Consider the following 23840-nt stretch of genomic DNA (forward strand, 5'->3'; position numbering starts at 1 on the left):
CCTCACTGCTTGTTGATGCGGTCGCATGGCCTTAGCGCACGATTGGCGCAGGCGATCAGCGTGTCGGCCTCAATTCGCGGATCGGTGCGGTCGCGCCCCGACAGGAAGGCGCGGCAGAATATCTGCGCCGGACCGATCAGCTGGCTGACGAACATCACCGGCGTCATCGGCAGAAGTTCGCCGCTTGCAACCAGCGGCGCGCGCCAGCGTTCAATACCTTCCGCAAGCCGTGCATTCTGTGCGCGCTGGGCGTCGCGCACATCCTCGCCCCATTCGCTGCGCGAGATCTCGAAGAGGTAGCGCGCCTCGCGCCGGCTGGTGACGACCCAGTCGAGATGCGCCCGGATCAGGCGATCGATGCCCTGCTCCGCGTCGGGGACGGGATCGAGCGCGGCCAGCACCGCGGCGTGATAGTGTCGCAAGACCTCCAGAAACAGCGCACCGGCGAGCTCCTTCTTCGAGCCGAAGACGTGAAAGAAGCTGCCATTGGAGGCGCGCGCCCGGGTGCGGATCGCGGCTACCGTCGCGGCTTCGAAGCCGACGCGGTCGAACACCATCAGCCCGGCTGCCAACAGATCGTCTCGCACGCTCGTCGCCATCGACGCCTCCTAGATCGCTACTCTAGAGTGTTACTCTAACCCTGGTCAATACGATGCGGAGGCCGCGATGAAGGCGGCCTCCGCATGTCGGTCCAAAGAACGTGGCGGGCTTTAGCGCGAGATCGGCGGTGCCGGCGGACCGGATGACTCGGCTGGCGCAGCGGGCGTGGCTGCAGCAGCGGCCGCGGGGGGTGCCGGCTCCTGCGGCGGCTTGGCCGCCGGTTCGGAGCTGGCCGCAGACGCGGCCGGCCTGGAAGCAGCCTCTTCCGCCGGCTTGGGCGCCGCCGGCTCGGCGGGCTTCGCGGCTACAGGTGCAGGCGGCGTCACCTGCGGGACGGGGTCGGATCGCAATGCCGGGGCGTCGCCGCCGCGCTGTTCGACCTTCGCGCTATCAGGCTTGGTCTCGACGGGCTTCTCGGATGCCTTGCCGCTATCGGGCTCGGTCTTGGCGGTGTCAGGCTTGACGGTCTCAGGCTTCGGCGCGCTCTTCTTGTCTTCGGCAGCCGGGGCGGCGGCATCGACCTTCGGGGCTTCCTCAGTCCCGGGCTTAGCGCGCCGCTTGCCTTTGCGTGCCTCGGGCGCGGCCTGTCCCTCCGGCTTCGCGCCGTCCTCGCTGGGCCGCGCAGCGCGCTTCTGGCGCGCGCCCTCCGCGGCCGGAGCGGTGCCCTCGCCCTCGGGCTTGGCGGCCTCTTGCGAGCGCTGGCGGCGGCCCTGATGCTCAGGCGACTGGCCCGGAGCGGTGCTCGCTTCCTTCTCCTTGGCGCCGTCCTTCTTGCCGTCCTTGGCCTGATAGCGGGTGTCGGTGGCACCATTCGAAACCAGGTAGGAGGCGAGGACGCCCGCCATGTCCGAACTCGTGGTGTAGTGCTGGCGCAGGAATCCCGGCAGCGAGCCCGGCGCCACGGATTTCAAAAGTCCGCGCGGGCTCTTGTGGCAGGCATTGCAGGTCTGCGCGAATAGCTGGGACGGGGTCTTGCCGGCCTCGAGGTTCGTCGCCTGCGCAAGAACGGAATCGGCCGCACCGAAGCCGATCAGAAGCAATACCGTCGCGAGGCTGAGCGCTCGGCTCGACATTTCCCATCATCTCCGTTGAATTTACGCGAATGCAGCCGGCATCCGGCGCGGCGGCGGCCACCTTTTAACCGATTGGGCCGCGAATGGAAGCAGGCTCCATGCGCAAGGATGTGGTTAAGCGGTTTTCGAATATCGGCTTTGAATACAGCGCAATACCGCAACCGGAACCGCCTCGCTAAATTTGAATGCAAACGCATAGGAACCGCTGCGGCGCCTGGGCGTCAGATATGAAGGCCGGGTTAGTCGCATCTTTCGGGTTCGCTCGAGAGGAAATGCCGATGGACCGTTTGTTGCGTCGATTCCTGTCTCAATTCATCCGCCGTGGGTCGCTGACGGTGACCAGCGCAAGCGGATCGAGGTTCACCGTCGGCGACGGCTCCGGCGAGCCGGTCGCGGTGCGCTTCATCACCACGGAGGCGGAACGGAAGATCCTCATCAATCCCGAGTTGGGGCTTGGCGAGGCCTATATGAACGGCGAGTTTGTGGTCGAGCGCGGCACCATAGCTGATGCCCTCGCGATCCTGCTCGATCAACCCGACCTATTGCCGCAGTGGGCAAAACCGTGGTGGCACCTGCGCTACCTGACGCGGCACCTGAAGCAGTTCAATCCGCGCTCGCGAGCCCGCAGCAACGTGGCGCACCACTACGATCTCGACGGCCGGCTCTATTCGCTCTTTCTCGATGCCGACAAGCAATATAGCTGCGCCTATTTTGAGACGCCCGAGATGTCGCTGGACGACGCGCAGCTTGCCAAGAAACGGCACATTGCGGCGAAGCTTCTCGTCAAGGACGGCCAGCGGGTGCTCGACATCGGCTCCGGCTGGGGCGGCCTCGGGCTCTATCTCGCCGAGATCGCGGGCGCCGATGTCACCGGCGTCACGCTGTCGACCGAGCAGTTGCAGGTCGCCAATGCACGCTCAGCCGAAAAGGGCCTGACGGGCTCGGCCAGATTTCTGCTCCAGGATTACCGCGACATTGACGGCAAGTTCGACCGCATCGTCTCGGTCGGCATGTTCGAACATGTCGGGGCAAGGTTCTACGAGGCCTACTTCCGGCGCTGTGCCGAACTGCTGAACGAGGACGGCGTCATGCTGCTGCACTCGATCGGCCGTTCGCAGGGCCCGGATTCGACCAATCCCTGGATTGCCAAATACATCTTCCCCGGCGGCTACATCCCCGCCCTCTCGGAGGTGCTGCCGGCGATCGAGCGCGCCGGCCTCTTGGTCTGCGACATCGAGATTCTGCGCCTGCACTACGCTGAGACGCTGAAGGCCTGGCGGGAGCGCTTCATGGCGCGGCGCGAGGAGGCCGTGCAGCTCTACGACGAGCGCTTTGCCCTGATGTGGGAATTTTATCTGGCGGCCTGCGAGATGACATTCCGCAAGCAAGCCATGATGAACTTCCAGATCCAGCTCACCCGTCGCCAGGGCGTGGTGCCGATGATCCGCGACTACATCCCGCGGGAGGAAGCCCGGCTGCGGGCTCGCGAAGGGGCGACCAAGCCCAGGCTCAAGCTGGCTGGTGAATAGGGCCGAGTCCCCCTCGTCAGAGGTCCTAGTGACGCAGGGTCGAAATCCGAAACGTCCGGAAAGAGGCCGTTAACGCCAGTTTTGCCCGCAGTTCCAGCAGGATCTCGGGTGCGACCGGCTGGCGGCGCACGTCAGGCCGTTCAGCGTGCTTCATGGCCGCGATCAACCCGGACAGCCAAAGGCGGCTGCCTGCCTCGCTTCGCCAATTCTGGTGCTGCCGTTCTGGCCGCATCGTTCGCCTCGTGTCCCTGTTGGCGGGGAATGGGACAATCGCCCGCCTGCTTGCCTGTTCCGGCATGACCCCGAAAGAATCCGGGGAGATGTGATCTGCTTCACATAAGTCAGGTCGGGCCTGGCTTAGACCGTCGCCATGAGCAAAGAGACCCGAACCTCATTTGACGTGCAGGACGACCTCCGCACCGATTACGCCCTGATCGCCACCGGCGTCGGGGCGGCCCTGGTTGCGCTGGTCTACCTCCTGCTGGTCTGAACCCGAGCCGAAGCCGGCGTGCGTCAATTTCGCGCGCTCCTCGATGAGTCTGCGCGCCAGTCGACTGGGTTCATGGGTTTCCGGATTTTTCCGTGGCGCGACCGCGGCCGCTTCCAGACGCACCGATTCCGCGAAAATCCCGTCAAGCGCGGCGCGTGCCGCAGCTGCCAATCATCCACCATTTTAACTGAGCGGTTGATAGCGGCCAGCTTTCGCTTCCGCTTTGGCTTGAGGCGGCGCTTTATCCCGGCCCCGCATCCGCCCAAGAAAATTGCTAAGCACGTCCGACCATGGCCCTGACTGATTCGAACGTTCTCAAACTCGCGCCCGATGCCGGAACTCCCGCCTACCGGAGCGCGCCGCACAATATCGAGGCGGAACAGAGCCTTCTGGGCGCGATCCTGGTCAACAACGACGCCTTCTACCGCGTCTCCGACTTCCTGGAGGCGAAGCATTTCTTCGAGCCGCTGCACCAGACCATCTTCGAGACCGCCGGCAGCCTGATCCGGATGGGCAAGATCGCGACGCCCGTCACGCTGAAGACGTTCCTGCCCGCCGATACCGATGTCGGCGGCATGACCATCGGACAGTATCTGGCGCGGCTTGCGGCCGAAGCGACCACCATCATCAACGCCCAGGACTACGGGCGCACCATCTACGACCTGTCATTGCGGCGGGACCTGATCGGCATCGGCGAGGACATGGTCAACGTCGCCTATGACGCGCCGGTCGATTTCGCGCCACGGGCGCAGATCGAGGACGCCGAGCGCCGGCTCTACGAGCTCGCCGAGTCCGGCCGCTATGACGGCGGCTTCCAGAAATTCTCGCAGGCGCTGACGGTCGCGGTCGATCTCGCTGCAAAGGCGTTTCAGCGCGACGGAAAGCTGTCGGGCATCTCGACCGGCCTGCGCGACCTCGACACCAAAATGGGCGGCCTGCAGCATTCCGACCTCATCATCGTCGCGGGACGTCCAGGCATGGGCAAAACGTCGCTGGCGACCAACATCGCCTACAACGTTGCCCAGGCCTATGTGCCGGAACTGCAGGCCGACGGCACCATGAAGGCCGCCAATGGCGGCGTCATCGGCTTCTTCTCCTGCGAAATGTCGGCCGACCAGCTCGCCACGCGTATCGTGGCCGAGCGCACCGGCATCCCCTCCTCCCACATCCGCCGCGGCGGCATCACGGAAGCCGATTTCGAGAAGATCCGGCAGGTCTCGATCGAGCTGCAGTCGCTGCCGTTCTATGTCGATGCCACCGGCGGCCTCTCGATCGCGCAGCTGATGGCGCGCGCCCGCCGGCTCAAGCGCCAGAAGGGCCTCGATCTCCTGGTGATCGACTACATCCAGCTCTTGTCCGGCTCGGGCAAGCGCGCCAGCGACAGCCGCGTGCAGGAAATCACGGAAATCACGACCAGCCTGAAGGCACTGGCCAAGGAGCTCAACGTTCCCGTGATTGCGCTGTCGCAGCTCTCGCGTCAGGTGGAATCGCGCGACGACAAACGGCCACAGCTCTCGGACCTGCGCGAATCCGGCTCGATCGAGCAGGACGCCGACGTCGTGCTGTTCGTGTTCCGCGAGGAATATTATCTCGCCATGAAGGAGCCGCGTCCCGGCACCGAGGAGCACGCCAAATGGCAGGCCGACATGGAACGCACGGTCGGCCGCGCCGAAGTCATCATCGGCAAACAGCGCCACGGCCCGACCGGCACCGTCGAGCTGCACTTCGATTCCTCGGTCACGCGCTTCGGCGACCTCGCGCATGACGGCCAGCTGCCGGATCGCAGCGACTACTAGAGTGTGCCCCGGGTTGAACGGCGCGGGCCTCTTGCGTAAAACGGCGCCATGACAATGGCGTCCGACCCGAAATCGATCCCGCAATCCGGCCCTCTCTCCGCGGAGGCCAATCAGGCTGCCGTGCTCGCGGCGTATGGCGGCGTGCTCACCGTCGATCTCGACGCGATCATCGCCAACTGGCGCAAGCTCGAGAAGACGGCGGTGCCGGCCGAATGCGCGGCGGTAGTCAAGGCCGACGCCTATGGCTGCGGCGCCGAGCAGGTCGCACGCGCGCTGAGCAAGGCCGGCTGCAAGACTTTCTTCGTCGCCACAATCGAGGAAGCACGCAAGGTGCGCGCAGCCGTTCCAGAGCCCACGATCTACGTGCTCGGCGGCTATTTCCAGAACACCGGCGAGCATTACGCCAAGATCAACTGCCGGCCCGTGATCGGCGATCTCAACGAGCTCGCCGAATGGGACGTGTTCTGCCGCCGCAGCGGCTGGACCGGGGGCGCGGCTGTTCACATCGACACCGGCATGAACCGACTCGGCCTGACGTTATCGGATGCGCAGGCCATCATCCCCCGCATCAATGCCGGCGATCACGGCATCACGCTGGTGATGAGCCATCTGGTCTCGGCCGAGCAGCTCAACAGCCCGGTCAATGCAAGACAGCTCGCGGCCTTCCGCAGCATCGCCAGTGAGTTCTCAGGCGTCCCGGCGGCCCTCGCCAATTCCTCCGGCATCTTCCTCGGCGCGCCCTTCCAGTTCGACCTGGTGCGGCCAGGAGCTGCGCTCTACGGCGTCAACCCGACGCCGGAGGCCGACAATCCCATGCAGCAGGTGGTCGACCTCAAGGCGCGCATCGTGCAGATCCGCAATGTCGAGCGCGGCGAGACCGTCGGCTATGGCGGCACCTGGACCGCGCGGCGGCCGACCAAGCTTGCGATCATCGCGGTCGGCTATGCCGACGGCTATTTCCGTGCCGCGAGCTCCAATGACGGCACCCGCGGCGCCGAGGTCATCGTTGCCGGCAAGCGCTGCCCTGTCGCGGGCCGCATCTCGATGGACCTGATCGCGATCGACATCACCGATCTGCCGCCGAACGCGGCACGGCGCGGCCATATGGTGACGTTGCTCGGCGACGGCATCACCGTCGACGAGCTCGCGCACCATTTCGGCACGATCGGATATGAAGTGCTGACCAGCCTCGGCCACCGCTATGCCCGTATCTACAAGGGCGGCAATGTGGAGGAGCCGGTGGTCAAGCCCGAACCCGTGCAAGCGGCCGCGCCCCCGCCGGTCGAGCAGCCCGCAAACCCACCACCACTGCCGAGCTAAGCGGCTCGTGCCCCGGACGCAGCGCAGTGCGCCGCGTTTCGCGGCGTAATGCGCTGCAGAGCCAGGGCCCATTTCTCCGCATCGTGCCGTGTCGCCTGGGTCCCGGCTCGGCGCCCGCATCGCATTCGCGCCGCGGCTTGTCCGGGACACGAGGTCTACTGCTTCTTCCTGCTGTCGATCGCCGTCTTGCAGGCAGCGCTGAGCTGGTCGCGCTTGCCGTTGAGGCAGGCAACGACGCGGCCGCCGCCCGGCGCGATGCCGGCGCAGAATTTGTCATAGTCCGCCTTGCACGCGCCGCGCGGATCGGACGATTGTGCCGATACGCCTCCGGAGAACGCGACGATGAGTGCGATGGCAACAAAGCTCAACTTGGACATTGTATCTCCGGTGACGGAAGGCAGGAGCCGCTAGCTCTACATGAAGATCGCGACATTCAACATCAACAACATCAACCGCCGCCTGCCCAATCTGTTGGCATGGCTGCGCGCAGCAAAGCCCGATGTCGTCGCACTTCAGGAGTTGAAGGCAAGTGATGGCGAATTTCCGGCGGGCGCCATCGAGAAGGCCGGCTACGGCGCAGTGTGGTGTGGACAAAAGACGTGGAACGGCGTCGCCATCCTCGCCCGCAACGTCGAGCCGGTGCTGACCCGCGATCGTTTGCCGGGAAAGCCTGACGATCTCGAAGCTCGCTACATCGAAGCTGCCGTGCGCGGCATCATCGTCACCAGCATCTATCTGCCGAACGGCAATCCGCAGCCGGGGCCGAAATTCGACTACAAGCTCGACTGGTTCGCGCGGCTGAGGCGCCACGCGAGAACCTTGATCAAGCAGGACCTGCCCGTGGTGCTCGCCGGCGACTACAACGTCGCGCCGACGGAAATTGACATCTACCCGACGCGCTCGTGGGACAAGGATGCGCTGATCCAGCCGAAGAGCCGCGCCGCCTTTGCCTCGCTGGTCGAACAAGGCTGGTGCGACGCGATCCGCGAGCTGCATCCGGGCCGGCGCATCTACACGTTCTGGGACTACAAGCGAAACCGCTGGCTGCGCGATGCGGGCCTGCGGCTCGATCATCTCCTTCTCAGTCCCGCCCTGGCCCCGCGTCTGGCGAGAGCCGGCGTCGACAAGAATATCCGCGGCGAGGACGGCGCCAGCGATCACGCGCCGGCGTGGGCGGTGCTTCGATGACGCTCACCACAAATTCCTGCCGTCGATCACGTTCACCGGCACGGCGTCGAGATCGAAATCGTCGAACAGGCGCGCATTGACGGCGACCTTGGGATTGTCGAAATCGGGCTTGCCGCTCGACCAGTCCGGCGACTCCGAATAGGTGCCGCAGCCGCAATTGGCGCAGAAATGATGTTTGACGGTGCGGCTGCCCCAGAGATAGGTCGCGACGTTCTCCGCCGGTGACAGCAACCGAAACTGCGCCGGTGTGTAATAGGCCCACAGTGCGCCGCGCTTCGCGCAGAGCGTGCAGGTGCAGCGCGTCACGCTCGAAGGCGCCTCCGTCACCTCGAACACCGTCTCACCGCAATGGCAGCTCGCCTCGATCGGCATGACCTACTCTCCCCGTTTTCAGGAGAGCTTCGTAGCCGGCACCTGCTGCCAACATGCTGTCAGCAGCATGGTTCGTCCCCGCACCTCGACATGGCTTCCGGGGCGGACCAACAAAAACACGAAAAACAACCCCATGCACAGTAGCCGGCCCTAGTCGATTCAATGCCTTAGCTGGCGCGTTATTGAAGCCGCCTTGCCCGCTTGCCGGCGAGGCGACCCGAACCCCTTGACCTCCGCGCCCTGGTCAGCATACTGGTCTGACCAAGATCAGACCAAGCGAGACGGGATGGAGCTCAAGCGAGGCACCGATGGCGAGAAGGGGTTCGAGAAGGTGTTCGCCTTCTTGCGCGAACGCCTGCTTGCGGGCTCCCTCAAGCCCGGCGACCGCCTGATCTCCGAGCGCGAGCTTGCCACCCTGCTCGGTGTCAGCCGGCCGATCGTCCGCGAGGCGCTGCGCGCCCTCACCGTGCTCGGCATTGTCGAGATTCGCGACCGCATCGGCACCGTGGTGACGCGGCCGGACGTCTCGGTGCTGAATGACTTCTTCACCTTCGCGCTGGCCCAGCAGGCCGACATGCTCGACGACGTCATGCAGGCGCGCGTCGCGATCGAATGCCAGGCGATCCGGCTCGCTTGCGAGCGTGCCAACATTGCCGATTTCGAGCGGCTCCAGCGCGCCCTCGCAAAGATCGGCGAGACGATCGACGAGGCCGATGCCGGCGGCTTGGCCGATTTCGACTTCCATCGCGCCATCGTCGTCGCCTCCCATTCCGAGACGCTGACGGTGCTGCACTCTTCGATGGCGGGCCTGCTGACGCATTCGCATCGCAGCCGCCGCGAACTGGTGCAGGCCTTCCCGTCAATGAAGACCTATCTGATCGACGATCACCGCCGCATCTTCGAAGCTATCATCGCGCGCGATCCGGAGCGCGCGGATGCGACGCTGCGCAAGCATTTTGCCATCGGCGACGAATACCGACGGCGCGCCGTCGTCGGCGATGTCGACAAGACCAGCGCCTCGGGCTGATCGCGGACGGCCAATCGATCAAGAAGCCATTCAAATAAGAAACGGACTGACAACATGGGACGGAACGACAAGGGCAATGTCGGCTTCATCGGCATCGGCACGATGGGACGGGAGATGGTGCGCAATCTCCTGCTGGCCGGCCACGCGGTCCGCGTCTTCGATCTGAACGACGCCGCGCTGGCCGACAGCATCAAGGAAGGCGCGACCCGCGCCAAGAGCCCTGCCGATGCCGCGCAAGGTGCCGACATCGTCATCACCGTGCTGCCCGACACGCCTCATGTCGAGGCGACCGTTTACGACGAGCACGGACTGCTGAAGTCCCCGCCTCCTGGCAAGCTGATCGTCGACATGAGCACGATCTCGCCGGTCGCCGTTCGCCGCATCCATGCCGACCTGCAAAAGGCCGGCGTCAGCTTCATCGACGCGCCGGTTTCGGGCGGCCCGGTGGGCGCCAAGAACGCCGCGCTCTCGATCATGGCCGGCGGCGATGCCGACGCCTTTGCCAAAGCCGAGCCGTTCTTCCGTGCGATGGGCACCACCATCACCCATGTCGGCGCGTCCGGCGCCGGCCAGACCGTCAAGCTCTGCAATCAGCTGATCTGCGGCATCAACATCCAGGCGATCTGCGAGGCGCTCGCGCTCGGCCGCGCCTCGGGCGTCGATCTCAATCTGCTGCGTCGGGTGTTGCTCGGCGGCTCGGCGGCCTCGTGGATGCTGGACAAGCTCGGCCCGTCCATGATCGCGGGCGATGTCAGCGCCGGCTTCCGCATCGATCTCATGCTGAAGGACCTCCGCCTGGTGCAGGAGCACGCGCAGGCACTGAACGTCCCCCTGCCCGGCACCGCGCTGGTGACCAGCCAATATGTCGATGCGCGCGCCCATGGCGAAGGCAGCAACGGCAACCAGGCGCTGTTCCGCGTCTATGACCGCATGACCAACCAGGTCACCGGCTGAACCTGAATGAGCCTCCAACTCGACTTTCCCGCAGTGCTGGAGCGTTGGCCAAGTTTCCTGGCCGGCGCTGCGCTCACGTTGGAGTTGGCATTCTTCGCGACCGTGCTCGGCGCCCTGCTCGGCACCGTCGCGGCAGTCGGACGCGGCACGCACAACGCGTTGATCGCGGGCGCCTGCAAGGTCTATGTCGAGACCATCCGCAACACCCCCCTCCTGGTGCAGATCTTCCTGGTCTATTTCGGCCTCGCCAGCCTTGGCCTGAAGTACTCCGCCTTCACCGTGGCGGTGGCCGCGCTGACGATCAATGTCGGCGCCTACACCGCCGAGATCATGCGGGCCGGCTTCGAGGCAATCCCGCGCGGACAAATCGAGGCTGCCGAGGGACTGGCGCTGTCGCGGCTGCAGATCTACTGGCACATCATCCTGCTGCCGGCGATCGAGAAGGTCTATCCCGCACTCACCAGCCAGTTCGTGCTCTTGATGCTGGCCTCTTCGGTCTGCTCGCAGATCTCGGCCGAGGAGCTCACCGCGGTCGCCAACTACATCCAATCGGACACCTATCGGGCATTCGAGACCTACATCATCGTCGCCGTGCTCTACGTCATCCTGTCGCTGGTGATGCGCGCCGGCTTCTGGGGCCTCGGCCTCCTCCTGTTTCCGCGCCGGCGCCGGCTCGGCACGCCGTTGTGAGATGAACATGGGCGGACATCTCAACATCAATCACCTGATGTTCCTCGGCCAGGGCGCGTTGTGGACCATTGGTCTGTCGCTGATCGCGCTGATCGGCGGCGGCATCGTTGGCTTCGCGATCGCGCTGGCACGGATCTCGCCGCTCAAAACTGTGCGGATTGCCAGCGGCGTCTATGTCCAGCTGATCCAGGGCACGCCGCTGCTCGTCATCCTCTTCCTCGGCTATTTTGGCCTCGCCGCCATCGGCCTCAAGGTCTCGCCGCTCGTCGCAGCCGGCGCCTCGCTGACGCTCTACGTCGCCGCCTATCTCGGCGAGATCTGGCGCGGCTGCATCCAGTCCGTGCCGAAGCCGCAATGGGAGGCCGGCGAGGGCCTGGCGCTGAGCCGGACCCAGCGCATGATGAAGGTGATCCTGCCGCAGGCGATCCGCATCGCGACGCCGCCAACCGTCGGCTTCATGGTGCAGATCATCAAGAACACCTCGCTCGCCTCCGTGGTCGGCTTCGTCGAGCTGATGCGCTCGGGCCAGATCGTCAACAACTCGCTGTTCGAGCCGTTCGCCATCTACGCCATCATCGCCGTCACCTATTTCGCCATGTGCTATCCCCTGTCGCTGTTCAGCCAGAGGCTGGAACGGCGGATGGGGCGTGGCGGGTCCAACCTCGCGCCAGCCTGACATGCAGCAAAACGCACCCTCCTCCGAACCGATCGTGTCGCTCCGCGACGTGCAGAAGAGCTTTGGCTCGCTTCGTGTGCTCGACGGCGTCTCCTTTGCCGTCGCGCGCGGCGAGGTGCTGGCGCTGATCGGCCGCTCCGGCTCCGGCAAGAGCACGGCGCTGCGCTGCATCGACCGCTTCGAGAAGGTCGACGGCGGCGAGATCGTCGTCTGCGGGCATCGCGTCGACCGTCCCGACGTGAACTTGCGCGCGCTGCGCCAGGACGTCGGCATCGTGTTCCAGAGCTACAATCTGTTTCCGCACCTCACGATCGAGCAGAACATCACGCTTGCGCCCTGCGCGGTGAAGGGCATGGCAAGCTCGCACGCCAAAGACCTCGCGCGAAAAGTGCTGGCGCAGGTCGGGCTCGAGGAGAAGCTGCACGCGTATCCCGAGCAGCTCTCGGGCGGACAGCAGCAGCGCGCCGCGATCGCCCGCTCGCTCGCGATGCAGCCCAAGGTCATGCTGTTCGACGAGGTCACCTCCGCACTCGATCCCGAGCTCACCGGCGAAGTGCTGAAGGTGATCGAGCAGCTGGCGGCCGACGGCATGACCATGGTGATGGTCACCCACGAGATGGGTTTCGCCAAGGGTATCGCCGACCGGATCGTGTTCATGCATCGCGGCAAGGTCCATGAGACTGGACCCGCCTCGATCCTGACGTCGCCGACCACGCCCGAACTCACGCAATTCGTGGGGACGGGAAACCTAAAATCATAACAGGGAGAGGAGAACCAAGATGACCAACAAGAAACTGCTGGGCACCGCCGCCGCGTTGTGCGGCCTCATCATGATGGCGGCAACGCCCGCGTCGGCCGATCTGCTGGACGACATCATGAAGGCGAAGAAGATCCGCATCTCGACGGACCTCGCCATCCCGCCCTCGGGCATGATGGACAGCAGCATGAAGCCGACCGGCTCGGACGTCGAAGTCGCGCAGCTGCTCGCCAAGGATTGGGGGCTCGAGCTCGAATTCATCCAGACCACCGGCGCGACCCGCATCCCTAACGTTCTGACCGGCAAGGCCGACATCATCATCTCGACCCTGTCGGTGACGCCGGACCGCGCCAAGGTGATCGACTTCACCAAGCGCTATGCAACGCTGCAATCCGATGTCGGCTGCCTGAAGTCGTCGCGGGTCAAGGACTGGCCGGACCTGAAGGACAAGTCAATCGGCGTCTCGCGCGGCACCACCCAGGACACCACCCTGTCCAACATGAAGGACAAGGATCTCAAGATCGCCCGCTACGACGACGACGCCACCATGGTGACGGCGGCGGTCTCGGGCCAGGTCGACTGCGTCGGCTCGTCCGCAACCATCATCAACCAGATCGGGGTGAAGAATCCCTCGCGTGTGTTCGAATCCAGGATTCCGCTGGCGACCTTCGACCTCGCCATCGGCCTTAAGAAGGGCGAGCAGCCTTTGATGGACAAGCTCAACGCCTGGATCACCGAGAACGTCAAGAACGGGAAGCTCAACGCGATCTACAAGAAATTCCACGGCGTCGATCTGCCGGCGGACATGCGCAGCTGAAACCAGAGAGACCCGTGACAGCCGCGTGCGGCTGTCACGGTCAATGCGAAATCAAGAAGGACATTACATGCGTCTCGTCATCGGATCCGACCACGCCGGCTGGCCGCTCAAGCAAACCGTCATCGATCACATCCGCAAGCTCGGCCACGACATCATCGACGTCGGCTCCTATGACGACAAGCCGGTGGATTTCCCCGACATCGCGCGCGCCGTGGCGCAGAAGGTGACGTCGGGCGAAGCGACACGCGGCATCATGGTGTGCGGCACCGGCGTCGGCGCTTCCATCGCCGCCAACAAGATGAAGGGCATCCGCGCCGCGGTCTGCCACGACGTCCATTCCGCGCATCAGAGCGTCGAGCATGATGATGTGAATGTCATGTGCATCGGCGCGCAGATCGTCGGCGCCTGGCTCGCCGTGGACCTGGTCTCGTCCTACCTCTCCGCCGAATTCTCCACCGACGAGGATTTCCGCCGCCGCGTCGAGAAGCTGCGCGTCATGGACGAGCAAGGCTGACGGCCTCTCCATGATCCTGGTGTTCGGATCGCTCAACATCGATCTGGTCGCGCAGGTCCCGGTCATTCCCGGTCCCGGCCGGACCGTGCTCGCCCCGTCCTACCAGACGCATTTCGGCGGCAAGGGCGCCAACCAAGCTGTCGCCGCCGCACGGATCGCAGGCCCAGGACACGTGCGCATGGCGGGCCGCGTCGGCCGGGACGGATTTGGCGATAGCGCGATCGAGAACCTTCGGGAAAATGGCATCGATACGGCTCTCGTCATCAGAGCCGACGAGCCGACCGGCTGTGCCTTCATCACGGTCGATCAGGCCGGCGAGAACGCGATCACGGTGGCAAGCGGCGCCAACTTGGCTGCGAGCGCCGGCGACCTGCCAGCCGAGCTCTTCAGGTCCGACACGGTGCTCATGCTCCAAATGGAGGTGCCGTTCGCACAGGCGCTGGAAGTGGCGCGCCGGACGAATTCGGCCTCCGGAACCGTCATCTGGAATCTCGCGCCGGTCCCGGAGAAGATGACGCGTGAGACGGTGACGGAGCTTCTCGCCGAGACCGACTATCTCCTCGTCAACGAGCACGAGGCGATCGACGCCGCGGCCGCTATCGGTCTCGCTCTATCCGATTTTGAAAGCGCCGCTGCGGACCTCGCCAAGGCTGGCGACCTCACCTGCATCGTGACCGCCGGTGCGCAAGGCGCCCTGGCGGTCGCAGCGGATGGATCCCGTTTGCGCGCGCCCGCCCCGCGTATCACGCCGATGGATACGACCGGGGCCGGCGACTCCTTCGCCGGCGCGTTTGCGACGGTGATCCACGAGAAAGTTCCGCTGCAAATCGCCCTCCAGGTCGGATGCGACGCGGCGGCCCAAAAGTGCCTCAAGCCCGGTGCGCAGGCCGGCATGCCGCTGCGGGCGGCGATCTCATCCCTCGCCTGAGGGCTGCGCTGCTGCCCACGCTCCGTCATTGCGAGCCACCGGGTCCGCGCGAAGCGCGGCCCCGGTGGCTCGCAATGACGAGTTGAAGCAGCTTTGCACGAAATCTGCGCAATGCCGTCTCGGCACAGCCCGGGACGATATCAACCATGCGGCAGTTGCATCCACCTCCAACACCGCTCCGGAATATACTCCTCTGATTCCGGGAGCCCTGCCCTTGGCCTTTCTCTTCGTCCTCAGCGTCGGCCTCATCGCCGGCACCATCTCCGGCATCGTCGGCACCGGCTCGTCGATCATGCTGATGCCGGTGCTGGTCTATGCCTATGGGCCGAAGGAGGCCGTGCCGATCATGGCAGTGGCGTCCGTGATGGCGAACTTTTCGCGGATTTTGGCGTGGTGGCGCGAGGTCGATTGGCGGGCCTGTGCGGCCTATTCGGTGACGGGCATTCCGGCGGCTGCGCTCGGCGCGCGGACGTTGCTGGCACTGCCCGCGCGCGCCGTCGATCTCACCATCGGCATCTTCCTGATCGCGATGGTGCCGGTGCGGCACTGGCTGGCGCGGCATGACCTCAAGGCCAATCTCTGGCATCTCGCGATCGGCGGCGCGGTGATCGGCTATCTCACCGGCATCGTGGTCTCGACCGGACCGCTCAGCGTGCCGCTGTTCCTATTCTACGGGCTGTCTAAGGGCGCCTTCATCGCCACCGAGGCGGCCTCCTCGCTCGGCCTCTACTTCGCGAAATCAGTGACCTTCGAGCGCTTCGGGGCGCTGACGGGCGACGTCTTCATCAAGGGCCTGATCGCTGGCTCCTCGCTGATGTCAGGCGCCTTCATCGCAAAGCGCTTTGTGCTGCATCTGAAACCGGACGTGTTCCGCCTGGTGATGGACGCGATCATGATCGCGGCCGGGCTCTCGATGCTGTGGAACGCGGCTCAGCTGTGAGACGGCCGCGGCTCAGGCGGCGAATTCCGGAGTGATCGATGGGCTGTCGGCGATGACGCGGCTCGCCGCCGCCGGCTGCCCGTCGAGCCATTGCAGCACGGCCTCGAGCGGCTGCGGCCGCTGATAGAGGAACCCCTGCCCGAGCCTCACGCCCATCTCACGCATGGCCTCGGCCTGCTCGGCGCGCTCGATGCCTTCGGCAATCAGGGTCAGTCCCAGCGTGCCGGCGAGCGATGCAATGACGCCGACGATCGCCTTGTCTTCCGCGCTGTCGGGAATCTCGCTGATGAAGGCTTTGTCGATCTTGACCTTGTCCAGCGGGAAGCGCCTGAGATGAGCGAGCGAAGAGTAGCCCGTGCCGAAATCGTCGAGCGCGATCGTAGCACCCAAGCGCCGCAGGCGATGCAGCGTTTCTGAGGCACTGGCGATGTTGTTGATCAGCGATCCCTCGGTGATCTCGAGCTCGAGCATCGATGCCGCGACACCGAAGCGCGCGCAGGTCGCGCGCAGCTCGGCTGCGAGCGAATGGTCGGCGAGCTCGGATGGCGGCAGATTGATCGCGATCCTGATATCCGACCTCCCGGCGGCGGCCAGACGTTGCAGCGCGCGGCATGCATCGGTCAGCACGTAGCGGGTGAGCCGCGCATTGTTGCCGCTGCGCTCGATCAGCGGCAGGAATTCGGCCGGGCCGATCAAGCCATGATCGGGATGGCGCCAGCGGATCAGCGCTTCCAGGCCGACGACCTCGTGGCTTTCGAGATCGACCTGGCTCTGGTACCAGACTTCGAACTGCCCTTCGGCGAAGCCGGTGGGAATGGCGAGCTCGAGATCCCTGCGGCGGCGATAGTCGCGCTGCAGCGCTTCGTCCAGCACGGCGACCGTGCCGGGCGCCTTGCTCTTGGCATGATAGAGCGCGATGTCGGCGAGCGTCGGCAGATGCGACAGCTCCGGATCGTCGGCACGGCGCACGGCAAGACCGATGCTGGCGCGCGGCACCACCTGCTTGTCGTGAAGCCGGATCGGTTCGGAAATGACGTCGAGCACCTGCTGTGCGAATGCCTGCGCCGCCTGTTCGTGGCTCACCTCGGGACGAATGACGACGAACTCGTCGCCGCCGAGCCGGGCAACCCAGTCCTCGGCTTCGACCGCGCGACGAAGACGTTGCGAAATCTGAACCAGGAACTCGTCGCCGGCCTCATGACCGAAGGTGTCATTGATGCCCTTGAAGTCGTCGAGATCGATGAAGCAGAACGCGACCAGCGTATCCGGCGAGCCCCCGTCCCGGCTTGCCACGACGAGCCGCTCGGTCAGGGAGCGGCGGTTCGGCAGCCCGGTGAGCGGATCGTGCGTCGCCATGTGCCCGAGCCGGTCCAGCGCCCTTGACGTCGTGTGCTGCATGGCGTTGAAGGCGCGCGCGAGCTGACCGAATTCGTTCGAGGACGTGACGTCCGCCGGATAGGCGCGGCCGTCCTGCTTGCTGCGCTGGATCGCCGACATCATGGCCGCCAGCGGCCTGCCGATGAAGATGTTGGCGGAGATCCGCATGGCGATCAGGGTCGCAAACGTCGCGAGCAAACCGACGACCAGCAGCAGCACCAGGCGGCTGCCTGCATCCGCGTACAGCGTCGTACGGGAATAGGCGATGGCGATGCGGCCGGCCTGAACGGCCATGTTGCCGTTGCTGTAGTGGATCGGCCGCGAGACCTCCGCCACCGACTGGCCTTCGGACCGCGCGACCACGCGGGCAATGGCGGCACCGGTATCGTCATAGACGGCCGCCGCCGCGATGGTCTCGTCGTGCATGATCTCGTTGAGCACGCCCGTGACCTGGTCGTAGCGCATCTTCCAGAGCGGCTCGGCGATCAGCTCGGCCCGGCTCTCGGCGACGCGGGCCATGCGGGCGTCGAGCTGCCTGACCTGCGACCAAAAGCTCGATGCCTCGACGCCGGCGGAGGCGAGCAGTTGCACCAAGAGCAGAACGGGCACGGTGGCCCAGATCATCGCGTGGACGACCGAGCGCAAGCGCGATGGCTGGTTGCAGTCCGGATCGGTCATCGCCTCATCCTTTGCGCATCAGTCCGCGACGCCTTCGGGAAGCGGCAGCGACGAGATGAGCGCATCGAGGGAGAAGTCATAGTGGCCGCAGCGCCCGGCCTTTGCCCGGAACCGCGTGAAGTCGATCCGGTCGAACGCCCGCGTCCTGATGAGGTCGCCGACCGAAGCGAGATTGTCGCGCGTGATCGCCGACGTCTTGACCTCGACGCGGGGCGAAACGGCTGCGAAATCGCAGCCATCGGCATAATCGCGCAGGAGCACAATCGACCAGCCGCCGAGCAGGAAATGCCCGCCGTCGGTCAGGAGCAGACGCCCCGTCCTGATCTCGCGCAGCGCGTCCTCTGACCAGTTGAGACCCACCACCTGGATGTTCCGACCGGGCACAAGGCCGGCAGCGATCACCGCGCGCAGCGCGCCGAGCGCCATAGGATCGTTTCCGGCCCAGATGCCGGCAGGCCGGATCTCCTTGCGAGCAGCCCAGCCCAGGTAGTTCGCCGTGACCCGCTCGGCCTCCGACTGCGTCCAGTTGGCGAACAGCAGCCGGTCCACCACGACATCAGGCGCGGCATCCACGGCGAGCTTGAGACCGGCGTTACGGGCGATCGAGGCGGGCGTGATCTCGTCGCCGCCGATGCCGAGAATGTGGATCTTGCCGTCGGGGCTCTGCCATTTCTCGGCACGCGCCGCCGCGATCAGCGCATTGGCCATCCGCGCGCCTGCGGTCTGAAGATCGGTCGTGATGTCGCCAAGCCAGCTCGTGAGCTTCTGACGCGGCGGTCCAAGACGCGCCACATCCTGGCCGATCAGCGTGTTCGAGAGCAGCAGCGTCTTGACGCCCGCAGCCTCGGCCGCCTCCAGGATCGGGACGGCGGCGGACTCCTCGTTCGACAGGATGAGGAAATCGGGCTTTTCGGGACGTGCCACCACGCCGAAGCCGAGCTCCTGCATGGTGCGGTAATTCCGCTCGCTGGTCAGCACCTCGACGCGCGCGTCGAGCTTGCGGCCGGCGGCCTGCATGGTCTGCGCGACCATGTCCCAATAGACCTCGCCGGTCTTGCCGGGATTGACGAAGACGATGTCGAGGGGCTTGGCAAGACTACGGCCGGCGGACGCGAAAACGCCGCAGGCCATGCCCGCAGCGAGCAGTACTCGCAGGAATCTCGTCATTTCTCTTCGCCGCCCCCCAATTGGTTCCGAGGTTGGACCCGCGTCCGCTAACATTTGGCAAAATCCAAGCGGGCACCGCAGCGCAGAGCTAATGAAAGGTATATCTACCGTTCCGAATTGAGATCATTGAAGCACGGCGATCGACCCGCCATTCCGTGCTATCAGCAAATCTGAAACTCCCGACTCGCTGTCCCCATGGCCAAATCCACCCTCTCCTTCGTCTGCCAGAACTGCGGCGCGGCCTATAACCGCTGGCAGGGCAAATGCGAGTCCTGCGGCGAGTGGAATACGCTCGCGGAAGAAGACACCAGCGGCAGCGTGCCGGTCTCGATCCGCTCCAAGCGCAAGGGGCGGACGTTCGCGCTGGAGAGCCTCGCCGGCAAGAGCCCGGATGCGCCGCGCCTGTCCTCGGGGATGACCGAGCTTGACCGCGTCACCGGTGGCGGCTTCGTTCGCGGCTCGGTGCTGCTGGTCGGCGGCGATCCCGGCATCGGCAAGTCGACGCTGCTGACGCAGGCGACCAGCCTGCTGGCGCGCACCGGCCACCGCGTCGTCTACATCTCCGGAGAAGAGGCGGTCGCCCAGGTGCGGCTGCGCGCCGAGCGGCTCGGCCTGTCGGACGCGCCGGTGCAGCTCGCCGCCGAGACCTCGGTCGAGGACATCGTCTCGACGCTGTCGGAGGGCGCGGTGCCCCGCCTGATCGTGATCGACTCGATCCAGACCATGTGGACCGACACGGTGGAATCCGCGCCCGGCACGGTGACCCAGGTGCGCGCTTCGGCGCAGGCGCTGATCCGCTTCGCCAAGAAGACGGGAGCGGCCATCATCCTGGTCGGCCACGTCACCAAGGACGGCCAGATCGCCGGTCCCCGCGTGGTCGAGCACATGGTCGACGCCGTGATGTCATTCGAAGGCGAAGGCTCACAACAATTCCGCATCCTGCGCGCCGTGAAGAACCGTTTCGGCCCGACCGACGAGATCGGCGTATTCGAGATGACGGGCCTGGGCCTGCGCGAGGTCACCAACCCCTCCGAATTGTTCCTGTCCGAGCGCGATCTCGGCACGCCCGGCACCGCAGTCTTTGCGGGCATCGAGGGCACGAGGCCCGTTCTGGTCGAATTGCAAGCGCTGGTGGCCCCGACCTCGCTCGGCACCCCGCGCCGGGCCGTGGTCGGCTGGGATCCGAGCCGGCTCTCGATGGTGCTGGCGGTGCTGGAGGCCCATTGCGGGGTCAAGCTGTCCGGCCATGACGTCTATCTGAACGTTGCGGGCGGCCTGCGCATCAACGAGCCGGCGGCGGATCTCGCCGCTGCCGCGGCGCTGGTGTCATCCCTGGTTAATGCGCAGTTACCGACCGATGCCGTCTATTTCGGCGAGATCTCGCTCTCCGGCGTGGTGCGCCCGGTGGCGCAGACCCCGGCCCGGCTGAAGGAAGCGGCAAAACTGGGCTTTCAGCGCGCCGTGCTGCCCGAATCGGCACGGGGCGAGACCGGCGGCGATGCCGGATTGTCGCTGAATGCGGTCAACAGCCTGACGACCTTGGTGGCCGAGATCGCCGCCCGCGGCTCCCGCCGGGGCGAATCGAACCCACCGGCAGAGAAAAATGCCACACCGGCAAGATTCCGCCGTGGAGAGGGCTAGGCGGAGGTGACGCCGGAGGCCCTCGCCGCTATACAGCCGTCACAAAAGCAGCATGGGATTGCGTGGTTGCGGCCTTGCCGGGAACGCCGTCTGCCCTTCTTTTAGGGCAGCGGCCAAACACCGATTCGCTGAGCGCCTTTGAGAGTACGAGCGGACCAGACCAGCCGATGCCAGTAACCATCCTCGACCTGATCCTGCTCGGTGTGATGCTGATCTCGGGCCTGCTCGCCATGGTCCGCGGCTTCATGCGGGAAATCCTGTCGATTGCGGCCTGGGGCGCGGCGGCAATCGTGACGCTGTACTCGTTCTCGAAGCTGCTGCCGACCGCAAAGACCTATTTCAACAACGACACGGTGGCGAGCGTGGTCGTGGTCGCCGGCGTGTTCGTGGGCACGCTGATCGTGGTCTCCGTGATCACGGTCCGGATCTCCGACATGATCCTGGATTCGCGCATCGGCGCGCTGGACCGCACCCTCGGCTTCCTGTTTGGCCTCGCTCGCGGGCTTTTGATCGTCGTGGTCGCCTTCCTGTTCTTCACCTGGCTGGTGCCGGACAAGCAGCGCCCGGACTGGGTCACGGGGGCGAAATCCCGTGTCGTGCTCCAGGGAACCGGGGATTGGCTGATGGCCCTCTTGCCCGACGACCCCGAGAACACCATCTTGAAGAGATTCAAGAAAAACAAACCAGATGATGATCAAGCTGAATCCGAGCAGCAGCCTTCGGGCAGTGGCGACGGATACAGCAAATCTGCTCGTGACGGCATGAAAAAGCTGATCGAGAAACCTGCGGCGCGTTGATAGAGCCCTAAAGAGAGGCGCGGACGAGATGCGACACCCTGACCAGGACGCCCAACTTGATCTCGATCCAAATGCCGGCAAGGGGCCGGCCGCGCTGGAGCTTCAGGACGATCTGGAAGGCGATACGCTGCGCGAGGAATGCGGCGTCTTCGGCATCTACGGTCACCCTGATGCGGCCGCCATCACCGCGCTCGGCCTTCACGCCCTCCAGCACCGCGGCCAGGAGGCCGCCGGCATCGTCTCCTACGACGGCAGCCGCTTCCACTCGGAACGCCGCCTCGGCCTCGTCGGCGACACCTTCTCCCGCCGCGAGGTGATCGACCGCCTGCCCGGCAATATGGCCGTCGGCCATGTCCGCTATTCCACCACCGGCGCCACCATCCTGCGCAACGTGCAGCCGCTGTTCGCCGAGCTCAATGCCGGCGGTCTTGCGGTCGCCCATAACGGCAACCTCACCAACGGCCTGACGCTGCGCCGCGAGCTGGTGCGCCACGGCGCCATGATGCAGTCGACCACCGACACCGAGGTGATCCTGCATCTCGTCGCGCGCTCCAAGCGTGCCCGCTTCATCGAGCGCTATATCGACGCGCTGCGCGAGATCGAGGGCGCCTATGCGCTGGTCTCGCTGACCAACAAGAAGCTGGTCGGCGCGCGCGATCCACGCGGCATCCGCCCCCTGGTTCTCGGCGAGCTCGACGGCTGCCCGATCCTGACCTCGGAGACCTGCGCACTCGACATCATCGGCGCGCGCTTCATCCGCGACATCGAGCCGGGTGAAGTCATCGTGTTCGACGAGAACGGCCAGGACATCCACAAGCCGTTCCCGCCGATGGCGCCGCGTCCCTGCATCTTCGAATATATCTATTTCGCCCGTCCGGATTCCATCGTGCACGGCCGCTCGGTCTACGAGGTCCGCAAGGCATTCGGCGCGCAGCTCGCCCGCGAGAGCCACGTGCCGATCGATGTCGTCGTGCCGGTGCCGGATTCCGGCGTGCCCGCCGCGGTCGGCTACAGCCAGTATTCCGGCGTGCCGTTCGAGCTCGGCATCATCCGCAACCATTATGTCGGCCGCACCTTCATCCAGCCGACGCAGGCGATCCGCGAATCCGGCGTGCGCATGAAGCACTCGGCCAACCGCGCCGCGATCGAGGGCAAGCGCATCATCCTGATCGACGACTCCTTGGTGCGCGGCACCACCTCGAAGAAGATCGTGCGCATGATGCGCGATGCGGGCGCCAAGGAAGTGCACTTCCGCCTCGCCTCGCCCCCCATCCTCTATCCCGATTATTACGGCATCGACCTGCCCGATCGCGGCGGCCTCCTGGCGGCGACGCATTCGCTGGAGGAGATGCGCGAGATCATCGGCGCCGACTCGCTCGCCTTCCTGTCGATCGACGGCATGTACCGCGCCATGGGCGAGCCCGGCCGCGACCCCGCCAATCCGAAGTTCTCGGATCATTGTTTTACCGGCGCCTACCCGACCCACCTCACCGACCAGACTCAGACCGAGCCGCAGCCGCGGCAGCTGTCACTGCTGGCGGAGGCGAGCTGACGGCTCGGCTGTCGTTCCGGGGCGCGCAAAGCGCGAACCCGGAATCTCGACGTCGTCTTGTAAGCTCTGGATTCCGGGTTCGATGCTTCGCATCGCCCCGGAATGACGCTGTGTGGGGGCTTGTCCCGGCCGTCCACGGCTGTAAAACCCCGCCATGACAAAGCCTCTCGCCAATCGCATCGCTCTCGTCACCGGCGCCTCGCGCGGCATCGGCTATGCCACCGCCATCGCGCTTGCCAAGGCGGGCGCGCATATCGTTGCGGTGGCGCGGACGCAGGGCGGGCTGGAAGAGCTCGACGACGAGATCCGCAAAGATGGCGGCAGCGCCACCCTGGTGCCGCTCAACCTCACCGATTCCGACGGCATCGCGCGGCTCGGCGCCGGCCTGCACGGGCGCTATGGCAAGCTCGACATCCTCGTCGGCAATGCCGGCGTGCTCGGCCCCTCCTCGCCGATCGGCCATATCGAGCTGAAGACCTTCAACGACGTGATGGCGGTGAACGTCTCCGCGAACTTCCAGCTGATCCGCTGCATGGAGCCGCTGCTCAAGCAGTCCGATGCCGGACGCGCCGTGTTCATCACCTCGGGCGCCGCCAACAAGGCCACAGCTTACGTCAGCCCTTATGCCGCCTCCAAAGCTGCGCTGGAAACATTGGCTCGCGCCTGGGCGCAGGAGACTGCAAACACGAACCTACGCGTCAATCTGTTCAACCCCGGCCCGGTCCGCACCCGCATGCGCGCGACTCTCATGCCCGGCGAGGATCCGGAAACGCTCGACACGCCCGAGCAGGTCGCCGAATTCATCGTGCCGATGTGCGCGCCCGACTGGAGCGAGACCGGCAAGTTCTACGACTACAAGACCCGCACCTTGATGAGCTTTCGCGCGCCGGCCTGATGCCTTCCCGATTGACTGCCTGCGCAATTGGTACCAAGCCGTCGGTAGCATTCGACGCGCTG

The 23840-nt window shown here is 65.4% G+C and carries 23 protein-coding genes and 1 pseudogene; 17 read left to right on the top strand and 7 right to left on the bottom strand.

Annotated elements, in window-relative coordinates; all coding sequences use genetic code 11:
- Nucleotides 1–2: 2 nt before the first annotated feature.
- Nucleotides 3–599: a TetR/AcrR family transcriptional regulator gene (locus tag YU9_RS0118650; protein ID WP_027574183.1), complete on the bottom strand. Its 597-nt coding sequence runs from the start codon at nt 597–599 to the stop codon at nt 3–5.
- 111 nt (nt 600–710) lie between these two features.
- A complete protein-coding gene (locus tag YU9_RS0118655) occupies nt 711–1673 on the bottom strand; it encodes a hypothetical protein (protein WP_027574184.1) in 963 nt (320 codons plus the stop codon).
- Between the two features lie 278 nt (nt 1674–1951).
- On the opposite strand from YU9_RS0118655, the gene YU9_RS0118660 reads away from it, so the two are divergent.
- On the top strand, nt 1952–3202 hold the full coding sequence (locus YU9_RS0118660; RefSeq protein WP_027574185.1) for a cyclopropane-fatty-acyl-phospholipid synthase family protein: 1251 nt from the start codon (nt 1952–1954) through the stop codon (nt 3200–3202).
- A gap of 25 nt (nt 3203–3227) precedes the next feature.
- Here YU9_RS0118660 and YU9_RS50785 read toward each other — a convergent pair whose 3' ends face one another.
- A complete protein-coding gene (locus YU9_RS50785; protein WP_256375913.1) occupies nt 3228–3356 on the bottom strand; it encodes a hypothetical protein in 129 nt (42 codons plus the stop codon).
- Between the two features lie 626 nt (nt 3357–3982).
- On the opposite strand from YU9_RS50785, the gene YU9_RS0118675 reads away from it, so the two are divergent.
- Together YU9_RS0118675 and alr are read left to right on the top strand one after the other, a co-directional pair.
- Complete coding sequence (locus YU9_RS0118675; RefSeq protein WP_027574187.1) at nt 3983–5488, top strand: replicative DNA helicase; 1506 nt, start codon at nt 3983–3985, stop codon at nt 5486–5488.
- A gap of 54 nt (nt 5489–5542) precedes the next feature.
- Nucleotides 5543–6808 (top strand): alanine racemase, encoded by a 1266-nt coding sequence (gene alr / locus YU9_RS0118680; protein ID WP_027574188.1) that lies wholly within the window; start codon nt 5543–5545, stop codon nt 6806–6808.
- A 155-nt stretch (nt 6809–6963) separates the two neighbouring features.
- On the opposite strand, the gene YU9_RS0118685 is transcribed toward alr, so the two are convergent.
- Nucleotides 6964–7185 carry a cysteine rich repeat-containing protein gene (locus tag YU9_RS0118685; protein ID WP_027574189.1) on the bottom strand — a complete coding sequence of 74 codons (222 nt, stop codon included), beginning with the start codon at nt 7183–7185 and terminating at the stop codon, nt 6964–6966.
- Between the two features lie 40 nt (nt 7186–7225).
- Between YU9_RS0118685 and YU9_RS0118690 the strand changes: the two genes are divergently transcribed.
- Nucleotides 7226–7996, top strand: a complete 771-nt coding sequence (locus tag YU9_RS0118690) for an exodeoxyribonuclease III (protein ID WP_027574190.1) — start codon at nt 7226–7228, stop codon at nt 7994–7996.
- A 3-nt stretch (nt 7997–7999) separates the two neighbouring features.
- Here the strand turns inward: YU9_RS0118690 and YU9_RS0118695 are convergent, their stop codons facing one another.
- On the bottom strand, nt 8000–8368 hold the full coding sequence (locus YU9_RS0118695; protein WP_027574191.1) for a GFA family protein: 369 nt from the start codon (nt 8366–8368) through the stop codon (nt 8000–8002).
- A 286-nt stretch (nt 8369–8654) separates the two neighbouring features.
- On the opposite strand from YU9_RS0118695, the gene YU9_RS0118700 reads away from it, so the two are divergent.
- The 9 genes and pseudogenes from YU9_RS0118700 to YU9_RS0118740 all read left to right on the top strand — a co-directional run bounded on the left by YU9_RS0118700 (nt 8655) and on the right by YU9_RS0118740 (nt 15671).
- A complete protein-coding gene (locus YU9_RS0118700) occupies nt 8655–9395 on the top strand; it encodes a FadR/GntR family transcriptional regulator (protein WP_027574192.1) in 741 nt (246 codons plus the stop codon).
- A gap of 33 nt (nt 9396–9428) precedes the next feature.
- Nucleotides 9429–10349, top strand: a pseudogene (locus YU9_RS0118705) (NAD(P)-dependent oxidoreductase); the annotation flags it as partial.
- A 6-nt stretch (nt 10350–10355) separates the two neighbouring features.
- Nucleotides 10356–11039 carry an amino acid ABC transporter permease gene (locus YU9_RS0118710; protein WP_027574194.1) on the top strand — a complete coding sequence of 228 codons (684 nt, stop codon included), beginning with the start codon at nt 10356–10358 and terminating at the stop codon, nt 11037–11039.
- 7 nt (nt 11040–11046) lie between these two features.
- Nucleotides 11047–11715 (top strand): amino acid ABC transporter permease, encoded by a 669-nt coding sequence (locus tag YU9_RS0118715; protein WP_027574195.1) that lies wholly within the window; start codon nt 11047–11049, stop codon nt 11713–11715.
- A 1-nt stretch (nt 11716) separates the two neighbouring features.
- On the top strand, nt 11717–12475 hold the full coding sequence (locus tag YU9_RS0118720) for an amino acid ABC transporter ATP-binding protein (protein ID WP_027574196.1): 759 nt from the start codon (nt 11717–11719) through the stop codon (nt 12473–12475).
- 19 nt (nt 12476–12494) lie between these two features.
- Nucleotides 12495–13289, top strand: coding sequence for a transporter substrate-binding domain-containing protein (locus tag YU9_RS0118725; protein ID WP_027574197.1), 795 nt, complete (start codon nt 12495–12497; stop codon nt 13287–13289).
- Nucleotides 13290–13356: 67 nt separating this feature from the next.
- Nucleotides 13357–13803, top strand: coding sequence for a ribose 5-phosphate isomerase B (gene rpiB, locus YU9_RS0118730; protein WP_027574198.1), 447 nt, complete (start codon nt 13357–13359; stop codon nt 13801–13803).
- A gap of 10 nt (nt 13804–13813) precedes the next feature.
- A complete protein-coding gene (locus tag YU9_RS0118735; RefSeq protein ID WP_027574199.1) occupies nt 13814–14731 on the top strand; it encodes a ribokinase in 918 nt (305 codons plus the stop codon).
- Between the two features lie 214 nt (nt 14732–14945).
- A complete protein-coding gene (locus YU9_RS0118740) occupies nt 14946–15671 on the top strand; it encodes a sulfite exporter TauE/SafE family protein (RefSeq protein ID WP_027574200.1) in 726 nt (241 codons plus the stop codon).
- A 12-nt stretch (nt 15672–15683) separates the two neighbouring features.
- On the opposite strand, the gene YU9_RS0118745 is transcribed toward YU9_RS0118740, so the two are convergent.
- Both YU9_RS0118745 and YU9_RS0118750 read right to left on the bottom strand, forming a co-directional pair.
- Entirely contained in the window at nt 15684–17726 is a 2043-nt protein-coding gene (locus YU9_RS0118745; RefSeq protein ID WP_027574201.1) for a bifunctional diguanylate cyclase/phosphodiesterase, read from the bottom strand.
- Between the two features lie 18 nt (nt 17727–17744).
- Nucleotides 17745–18893, bottom strand: a complete 1149-nt coding sequence (locus YU9_RS0118750; protein ID WP_036017493.1) for an ABC transporter substrate-binding protein — start codon at nt 18891–18893, stop codon at nt 17745–17747.
- A 195-nt stretch (nt 18894–19088) separates the two neighbouring features.
- On the opposite strand from YU9_RS0118750, the gene radA reads away from it, so the two are divergent.
- The 4 genes from radA to YU9_RS0118770 all read left to right on the top strand — a co-directional run bounded on the left by radA (nt 19089) and on the right by YU9_RS0118770 (nt 23778).
- Entirely contained in the window at nt 19089–20534 is a 1446-nt protein-coding gene (gene radA, locus YU9_RS0118755; RefSeq protein WP_027574203.1) for a DNA repair protein RadA, read from the top strand.
- A 167-nt stretch (nt 20535–20701) separates the two neighbouring features.
- Complete coding sequence (locus YU9_RS0118760; RefSeq protein ID WP_027574204.1) at nt 20702–21331, top strand: CvpA family protein; 630 nt, start codon at nt 20702–20704, stop codon at nt 21329–21331.
- 28 nt (nt 21332–21359) lie between these two features.
- Nucleotides 21360–22883 carry an amidophosphoribosyltransferase gene (purF, locus tag YU9_RS0118765; protein WP_027574205.1) on the top strand — a complete coding sequence of 508 codons (1524 nt, stop codon included), beginning with the start codon at nt 21360–21362 and terminating at the stop codon, nt 22881–22883.
- 154 nt (nt 22884–23037) lie between these two features.
- A complete protein-coding gene (locus YU9_RS0118770; protein WP_027574206.1) occupies nt 23038–23778 on the top strand; it encodes an SDR family NAD(P)-dependent oxidoreductase in 741 nt (246 codons plus the stop codon).
- The last annotated feature ends 62 nt before the right edge of the window (nt 23779–23840 follow it).

The organism is Bradyrhizobium sp. WSM1743, assembly GCF_000473065.1.
Classification (GTDB): Bacteria; Pseudomonadota; Alphaproteobacteria; order Rhizobiales; family Xanthobacteraceae; genus Bradyrhizobium.

Coding starts and splice junctions, on each gene's coding strand:
- rpiB (WP_027574198.1), top strand. CDS start 13,357: ATGCGTCTCGTCATCGGATCCGACCACGCCGGCTGGCCGCTCAAGCAA.
- YU9_RS0118735 (WP_027574199.1), top strand. CDS start 13,814: ATGATCCTGGTGTTCGGATCGCTCAACATCGATCTGGTCGCGCAGGTC.
- YU9_RS0118770 (WP_027574206.1), top strand. CDS start 23,038: ATGACAAAGCCTCTCGCCAATCGCATCGCTCTCGTCACCGGCGCCTCG.
- YU9_RS0118660 (WP_027574185.1), top strand. CDS start 1,952: ATGGACCGTTTGTTGCGTCGATTCCTGTCTCAATTCATCCGCCGTGGG.
- YU9_RS0118760 (WP_027574204.1), top strand. CDS start 20,702: ATGCCAGTAACCATCCTCGACCTGATCCTGCTCGGTGTGATGCTGATC.
- radA (WP_027574203.1), top strand. CDS start 19,089: ATGGCCAAATCCACCCTCTCCTTCGTCTGCCAGAACTGCGGCGCGGCC.
- purF (WP_027574205.1), top strand. CDS start 21,360: ATGCGACACCCTGACCAGGACGCCCAACTTGATCTCGATCCAAATGCC.
- YU9_RS50785 (WP_256375913.1), bottom strand. CDS start 3,356: ATGAAGCACGCTGAACGGCCTGACGTGCGCCGCCAGCCGGTCGCACCC.
- YU9_RS0118650 (WP_027574183.1), bottom strand. CDS start 599: ATGGCGACGAGCGTGCGAGACGATCTGTTGGCAGCCGGGCTGATGGTG.
- YU9_RS0118720 (WP_027574196.1), top strand. CDS start 11,717: ATGCAGCAAAACGCACCCTCCTCCGAACCGATCGTGTCGCTCCGCGAC.
- alr (WP_027574188.1), top strand. CDS start 5,543: ATGGCGTCCGACCCGAAATCGATCCCGCAATCCGGCCCTCTCTCCGCG.
- YU9_RS0118725 (WP_027574197.1), top strand. CDS start 12,495: ATGACCAACAAGAAACTGCTGGGCACCGCCGCCGCGTTGTGCGGCCTC.
- YU9_RS0118675 (WP_027574187.1), top strand. CDS start 3,983: ATGGCCCTGACTGATTCGAACGTTCTCAAACTCGCGCCCGATGCCGGA.
- YU9_RS0118655 (WP_027574184.1), bottom strand. CDS start 1,673: ATGTCGAGCCGAGCGCTCAGCCTCGCGACGGTATTGCTTCTGATCGGC.
- YU9_RS0118690 (WP_027574190.1), top strand. CDS start 7,226: ATGAAGATCGCGACATTCAACATCAACAACATCAACCGCCGCCTGCCC.
- YU9_RS0118750 (WP_036017493.1), bottom strand. CDS start 18,893: ATGACGAGATTCCTGCGAGTACTGCTCGCTGCGGGCATGGCCTGCGGC.
- YU9_RS0118695 (WP_027574191.1), bottom strand. CDS start 8,368: ATGCCGATCGAGGCGAGCTGCCATTGCGGTGAGACGGTGTTCGAGGTG.
- YU9_RS0118745 (WP_027574201.1), bottom strand. CDS start 17,726: ATGACCGATCCGGACTGCAACCAGCCATCGCGCTTGCGCTCGGTCGTC.
- YU9_RS0118710 (WP_027574194.1), top strand. CDS start 10,356: ATGAGCCTCCAACTCGACTTTCCCGCAGTGCTGGAGCGTTGGCCAAGT.
- YU9_RS0118700 (WP_027574192.1), top strand. CDS start 8,655: ATGGAGCTCAAGCGAGGCACCGATGGCGAGAAGGGGTTCGAGAAGGTG.
- YU9_RS0118685 (WP_027574189.1), bottom strand. CDS start 7,185: ATGTCCAAGTTGAGCTTTGTTGCCATCGCACTCATCGTCGCGTTCTCC.
- YU9_RS0118715 (WP_027574195.1), top strand. CDS start 11,047: ATGGGCGGACATCTCAACATCAATCACCTGATGTTCCTCGGCCAGGGC.